Source organism: bacterium, assembly GCA_016873475.1.
Taxonomy (GTDB): domain Bacteria; phylum Krumholzibacteriota; class Krumholzibacteriia; order JACNKJ01; family JACNKJ01; genus VGXI01.
Window position 1 is genome coordinate 1 of the sequence record VGXI01000187.1, and the last position, 6144, is coordinate 6144.

A 6144-nucleotide genomic window follows, 5' to 3' on the forward strand; every position below is an offset into this window, starting at 1 on the left:
GGTTCCGGAAGCGTTCGCCCTCGCGATAGGGCGTGCCGTCCGCGTGGAAGTAGAGATCGACCGCCGCGCCCGAGAAGGCGAGGCGCTCGCCCTCGCTGCGAATCGCCCGCGCCATGTCGGGCGGCACGGCGAAGCCCGTCTCGGCCACCGCGATCGCCGGCGCGAGCAGCTCGGCCAAGGGCAGGCGGCCGAAGTCGCGGTGGAGCAGGTTCATCGCCGCGAGCGTGCCCGGCGCGCCCACCGAGCGGCCGCCGGTCATGGGATCCGGGTAGGGCTGACCCAGTTCGGTGAGGAACATCTGCGGCCAGGCCCAGGCCGGGCTCTCCTCGCGCCCGTCGATGGCGTAGAGGCTGTCCGTCGCCATGTCGTGCAGGAGGATCAGGCAGCCGCCGCCCGGCCCGCTGCTCTCGGGCTCGACCACCGAGAGCAGGGCCTGCACGGCCACGGCGGCGTCGGCCACGTTGCCGCCCTTGGCGAGAATGCGCGCCCCGACCTCGCTGGCCAAGGGGTGCGCGCTCGCGACCATGCCGCGCTTCGCGACCACGGCCGGCCGGCCGGCCTCGGGCAAGGGCCGCGTGGGGGGCAGGCTGTCGGGCGGCGCGGCGGGGCTCCAGAGAGCGGCGGCGAGGGCGAACAGGGGCAGGCAGGCCACGGCGACTCCTTCCGCGCGGGAAAGCGCTCAGTGTAACGGAGCCCGCGGCCCGCGGCTATGCCCTTTCAATTGACCGGCGGGAGGACTACACTGCCCGGCCAACCTCGAGGAGGTCAGCGCCATGCCGGCTCCGGACAGCATCGAACTGCGCAGCGACACCTTCACCTTGCCCGACGAAGCGATGCGCGAGGCGATGGCCAAGGCCGAGCTCGGCGACGACGTCTGGGGCGAGGACCCCACGGTCAACAAGCTCCAGGCCCGCGCGGCGGCCCTCACCGGCAAGGAGTCCGCGCTCTTCGTCGCCAGCGGCACGATGGCCAACCTCGTCAGCCTGCTCGCCCACTGCCAGCGGGGCGACGAGTTCATCGTCGGCGACCAGGCGCACATTTTCTACTACGAGGCCGGCGCCAGCGCGGCCGTCGGCGGCCTGCACCCGCGCACGGTGCCCAACAACCCCGACGGCAAGATCGACCTCGAGCGCATCGAGGCCGCGATCCGCCCCGACGACGACCACTTTCCGCGCACGCGGGTCGTCTGCCTCGAGAACACCCACAATCGCTGCTGGGGGACGCCGCTCGGCATCGGCTACCTGGACGCCGTCGGCGCCCTCTGCGAGGAGCGCGATCTGAAGCTGCACCTGGACGGCGCCCGCCTCTTCAACGCCGCCGCCGCCGAGGGCACGGCCGTGCGCGACCTCGCCGCGGCCGCCGATTCGCTGAGCTTCTGCCTCTCCAAGGGCCTCGGCGCGCCCGTGGGCTCCATGGTCTGCGGCGACAAGACCTTCATCCGGCGCTGCCGGCGGATGCGCAAGCAGCTCGGCGGCGGCATGCGCCAAGCCGGCGTGCTCGCGGCGGCCGGCCTCTACGCCCTCGACAACCGCGTCGAGCGCCTCGTCGATGATCATGCGATGGCCAAGCGCCTCGCCGAGGGCATCGCGGCCATCCCCGGCCTCACGACCGAGCCCGCCCGCGTGCGCACGAACATCGTCTACCTGGACATCACCAAGCCCGGCCTGAAGGCCGACGAGCTGGTCGCCCGCTGCCGGCAGCGCGGCTTGCTCTTCCTCGGCGCAGGCCATCGCCGCCTGCGCATGGTGACGCATTACGGCCTCACGATGGCCGACATCGAGCGCGCGCTGGCGATCCTCGCCGAGGTCGTCGCGCGGCCCTGAGCCTACTCGTAGCGCCGCGTCAGCGGCTGCCAGACGAGCGTGCGCGGCCCCAGCGCCGTGATCTCCACGATCAGGCGCCCGTCCGGGTCGAAGCGGCGCGTCACGCGCGCCGGCGAGCTGGGGCCGCCCTTGCCGAGCCGCCCGTAGTCGATCTCCGCGACCGTTTGCTGGCCGCTGATCGATGCGCCCAGCGGGTCCGCGCCGGCAAAGAGCTGGACGGCGCCCTGGTGCGTGAAATCCGGCTCGCGCACCGTGTGCAGCCAGGCCGAGCCGACCCGCGGGTGGTAGTAGTCCGTCTCGGGTTCGTCGCAGTGGCCAAGGTCCGGGCGCGGCGTGATCTCCAGGCGCACGATGTCGCCCGGGTCTGCCCAGTGCGGCAGGTAGGCGCCCCAGCCGCCCGCGCCCGCGCCGAAGAGCCGCTCGGCGATCAGGCTGCCGTTGAAGAAGAAGCGCAGCTCGGCGCAGGAGATGTCGAAGGCCGAGGCCGGACCCTCCTCCACGGCCCCCGCGCTGTTGTCGATCCACAGGCTGATGCGGTCGACGAATGTGACGGTCACCGGCTGCGACTCGCCGCCGCTCTCGCTCAAGTGGGCGCGCACGGCGGCCGGGCCGGGCTCGTTGCTCACGAGATGGGCCTTCACCTCGCCCGCCGCGTCCGAGTAGCCGCTGACCGGGCCCACCCAGGTGCCGAAGTCGGTCGTGAACTCCACGTGGATGTCCTCGACGATGTCCCCCGTGGGTTCATTGACGTCGCCGAACTGCCACTTCCGCACCGTGGCCGTGATTACGCTCTCGCTCTGCCCGTTGGCCAGGACGAAGGCCGGGTCCGCGCGCAGCGCGATGCCGTGGCCGTAGATGTTGATCAGCACTTCCTGCTCGCCGCAGCCGATGGTCACCGGCAGGTCCGTGTGCCCGAGCTCGTCCTCCGCCGCATCGAAGGCGAACGCGCGCAGGACGGGCGTTGTGTGCGTGGTGAAGCCGGTCATCACGCCCTCGGTGAGCGGCGCCAGCGTGATCGCCGCGACGTCGGCGATGTCCACCGTCGCGCTGCGCACCTGCACCGACTCCGTGCCGGGCGGCAGATCGCCGAGCACGATGCGCAGCCAGCCGTAGCAGTGCTCGGTCTCGGCCGTCTGGCCGCACTGCAGCGAGACGTAGGAGCGGTCCACGCCGCGCACGGAATCCTGCGCGCTGTAGGCGGTGGTCGTGACGATCGCCGCGCCGGGCGCGAGGTCGTCGGGCACGATGGGCAGCTGGGGATCCATGTCGTACTCGCGGTCGTCGACGTTGCTGTGCAAGTAGTCGATCGCGACGTGGATGCGGCTCGTCTCGTGCGCCGGGTCGTCCGGGTAGACGCCGATCGCGAGCAGCAGGTCGGCCAGGCAGGTCTGGGCGCTGAAGCTGTTCGGCCCGGGATCGACGGCCGTCTCGTCGTAGCCGTGGCCGACGGCGTCCTCGCCCGCGTCGAAGGCCGTGGTCGTGATCGAGGCCTCGCCGGGCAGGAGGCCGGTCACTTCGATCTCGCCGCCCGGCACGCCCTCGCCGACGACCGAGTAGTCGGGGCAGCTCTCCCAGGAGAACTCGATCTCGACGCTGACCGTGCCGGCCGGGAAGTCCTCGGCGGGCAGCGCGACCGTGGCCCAGCCGGGGAGCTGATAGTCGCCCGCGATGTCGGCGAGCTGGAAGTGCGAGCCGCCGCTGGTGCCGAGGTCCTCGCCGAGCAGCCAGTCGAGCGCCTCCTCGTCCGTGCGGCCGCCGCCGGCCAGCATGCCCTCGATGAGGGCGGCGAGGGCGGCGTCGGCGTCCGCGGCGGCGACCGGACCGTCCCAGCCGCTGAAGCTGCCGGGGCCGCCGTCGGCCAAGAGGTCGGCGAGGCCGCCCGAGTTGCCGGCGAGCAGCGCGACCATCGCGCAGGGCGCAACCTGGAGCTGGCTCGCGAGCAGATCCGCGTGCAACCACACGCCAAGCTCGGGTGCGGCGGCGCCGGGCGTCCAGGCCGCGCCCATCACCAGCTGCTCGGCGGCCAGCCAGTCCGTGTACTGCTCCCAGGTGGCCGCGTCCAGGCTGCTGCCGTAGTCCGCCGCCGTGCCGCCCGCGAAGCCCTCGAGGACGAAGTGCTCCGCGCCCGCGCCGTCGGCGACGAGCCCGCCCGCGCCGAGGATCACCGCGAGCCCGTAGGGCTCCTGCTCGAGCAGGTCGGCGGGGACGAAGGGCTCGTCCACGCCGTCGCCGGCCAGGCTGAGTTCGATGAGCTCGGGCGCCCAGCCGAGGTCCAGGAAGCCCTGGCGGATGGCCGCCGCGCGCGCGGCGCCGCTCGGGTCGCTGCACACGAGGTGCACGCGGTGCGTGCTCGGCAGCACGAGGCTGCCGCAGTCGATGCAGGGGATCGCTTCGCGCACGCCCCTCGGCGCCGGACGCGCCGCCGTCCTCGCAGTCGCCCCCGGGGGCGGGCTCGCCGGGCGGGGCGCCGCAGCGCGGCCTTCCTCGGCCGTGATCAGCAGGGCGATGGCCCCGCTCGCGAACTCCAGCGTGAAGGAAGCGCCGTCGCCGGCCAGGCGCGCCTCGGCCACGTTGGGCCAGCTCGCCAGCTCGGCGAGCAGGGCCGCGCGCGCGGCCGCGGCGCTCTGCGCGCCGCGCAGCACGCCGTAGCGCGCCCAGACGCCGGCGAAACTGGTGCTGTCGGCGGCGAGCAGGGCGAGACGCGACTCGGGGTAGGGCGGTGGCGTCTGGGGCGCGCTGGGGCCGGTGGCATCCGAGCTGCAGCCGGCGAGGGCGATGAGCAGGCCGAAGGTCAGGGCGAGAGCGAGGGCGAAACGCGGCGACGGCATGGCGGTCCTCCAGGCACGCGGGCCCGACCCGGGACCGCGCATCCAGTGAACCGCAGGGCCGTTACGCCGCTGTTACGCCCAGTCGGGCCAGTCGGATTTGCCACGTGGCAAACGCCCCCGGGGGCGGGTCGGGCGGAGGCTAGAGCAGGTCGCGCCGGGCCAGCCAGGCGTCGTCGGGGAACTTGCGCAGGTAGTTGCGGATGCCGTCGGCGAAGATGCCGCAGACCCTCGAGCCCGGCGGCAGGCCCTTGGCCACTTCGACCATCGCCTGGGCCACGGTGCCCGAGCTGCCCCCAACGAGCAAGCCCTCCTCCCGGATCAGGCGCCGCGCCATGCGGAAGCTGTCGCGGTCGTGCACGGCCAGGAAGCGGTCGGCGACCTTGGCGTCGAAGATGTCCGGGATCCAGTCGTAGCCGATGCCCTCGACGTGGTAGAGGCGGGTCTCCGTGCCGCCGCCCAGCAGCGAGCCCACGGGCTCGACGGCGACGATGAGGATCTTCGGGTTCCGCTCGCGCAGGTAGCGCGAGATGCCCATGATGCTGCCGCCCGTGCCGACGCCGATCACCATGGCGGTCAGGCTCTCGCCGAAGTCGGCCCAGAGCTCGGCGGCCGTGGTGGCGTAGTGGCTGGCGGCGTTCTCGGGGGTCTTGTACTGGTTGGGCATCACGGCGCCAGGCCGCTGCGCCACGAGCGCAGCCGCCTTGCCGTACTGGCTGCGCGGGTCCGTGTGCGGGGCGCTGTCGTCCTCGGCGCGGTGGACCTCCGCGCCCAGGGCCTCGAGGATGATCTCCTTCTCCTCGCTGATCTTCTGGGCGAGGGTGACGACCATCTTGTAGCCCTTGACGGCCGCCGTCATCGCTAGGCCGATGCCCGTGTTGCCGCTGGTGGGCTCCACCAGCGTGCCGCCGGGGGCAAGCACCCCTTCGCGCTCGAGGCGCTCGACCATGCGCACCGCGATGCGGTCCTTCAGCGAGCCGCCCGGATTGAGGAACTCGCACTTGCCGTAGAGCTCGACCGAGAGTCCCGCGCCGATGCGCTGCAGGCGCACGACTGGCGTGTTGCCCACGGCCTGGAGGATGTTCTCGTAGATCAAGCGCCGCCGCCTTCGCCGCTAGAGCCCGTACATCTCGTTGAAGCGCTCGCGGCTGCCGGCCAGCACCTTGGCGTGCAGGCTCTCGCCGTGGCTGTCCATCGTCACCACGCACTGGAAGTCCTCGACGCGGATCTGCCAGAAGGCCTCGGGCAGCCCGAACTCGGTCTTGTAGACGGCCTCCACCTCGCGCACGCGCTGGGCGATCAGCGTGGCCGCCCCGCCGACGGCGTGCAGGTAGACGGCGCCGTGCTCCTTGCAGGCCGCCAGGGTCTTCTCGCCCATGCCGCCCTTGCCGATCACCGCCCGCACGCCGAGGGCCGCGATCACCTTGTGCTCGAAGGGCTCCTCGCGGCTGGAGGTCGTGGGCCCGGCGGCCACGAAGTGCCACTTTCCCTTGTCG

Annotated in this window: 5 protein-coding genes; 1 reads left to right on the forward strand and 4 read right to left on the reverse strand. The window is 72.8% G+C overall.

Annotation, left to right across the window (positions count from 1 at the left end):
* Positions 1–652, reverse strand: a 652-nt coding sequence (locus FJ251_12590) for a gamma-glutamyltransferase (GenBank protein ID MBM4118546.1), incomplete at its 3' end; no start/stop codon positions are given.
* 121 nt (positions 653–773) lie between these two features.
* Between FJ251_12590 and ltaE the strand changes: the two genes are divergently transcribed.
* Entirely contained in the window at positions 774–1823 is a 1050-nt protein-coding gene (gene ltaE / locus FJ251_12595; protein ID MBM4118547.1) for a low-specificity L-threonine aldolase, read from the forward strand.
* 2 nt (positions 1824–1825) lie between these two features.
* Here ltaE and FJ251_12600 read toward each other — a convergent pair whose 3' ends face one another.
* The 3 genes from FJ251_12600 to FJ251_12610 all read right to left on the reverse strand — a co-directional run.
* Positions 1826–4651: a hypothetical protein gene (locus FJ251_12600; GenBank protein MBM4118548.1), complete on the reverse strand. Its 2826-nt coding sequence runs from the start codon at positions 4649–4651 to the stop codon at positions 1826–1828.
* Between the two features lie 139 nt (positions 4652–4790).
* The gene (locus FJ251_12605) at positions 4791–5744 is read right to left on the reverse strand and encodes a cysteine synthase family protein (GenBank protein ID MBM4118549.1); all 954 of its coding nucleotides are present in this window, start codon (positions 5742–5744) and stop codon (positions 4791–4793) included.
* A gap of 18 nt (positions 5745–5762) precedes the next feature.
* The coding region (locus FJ251_12610) for a fumarate hydrolyase (protein MBM4118550.1) at positions 5763–6144 on the reverse strand (382 nt) is incomplete at its 5' end.

Coding starts and splice junctions, on each gene's coding strand:
- FJ251_12600 (MBM4118548.1), bottom strand. CDS start 4,651: ATGCCGTCGCCGCGTTTCGCCCTCGCTCTCGCCCTGACCTTCGGCCTG.
- ltaE (MBM4118547.1), top strand. CDS start 774: ATGCCGGCTCCGGACAGCATCGAACTGCGCAGCGACACCTTCACCTTG.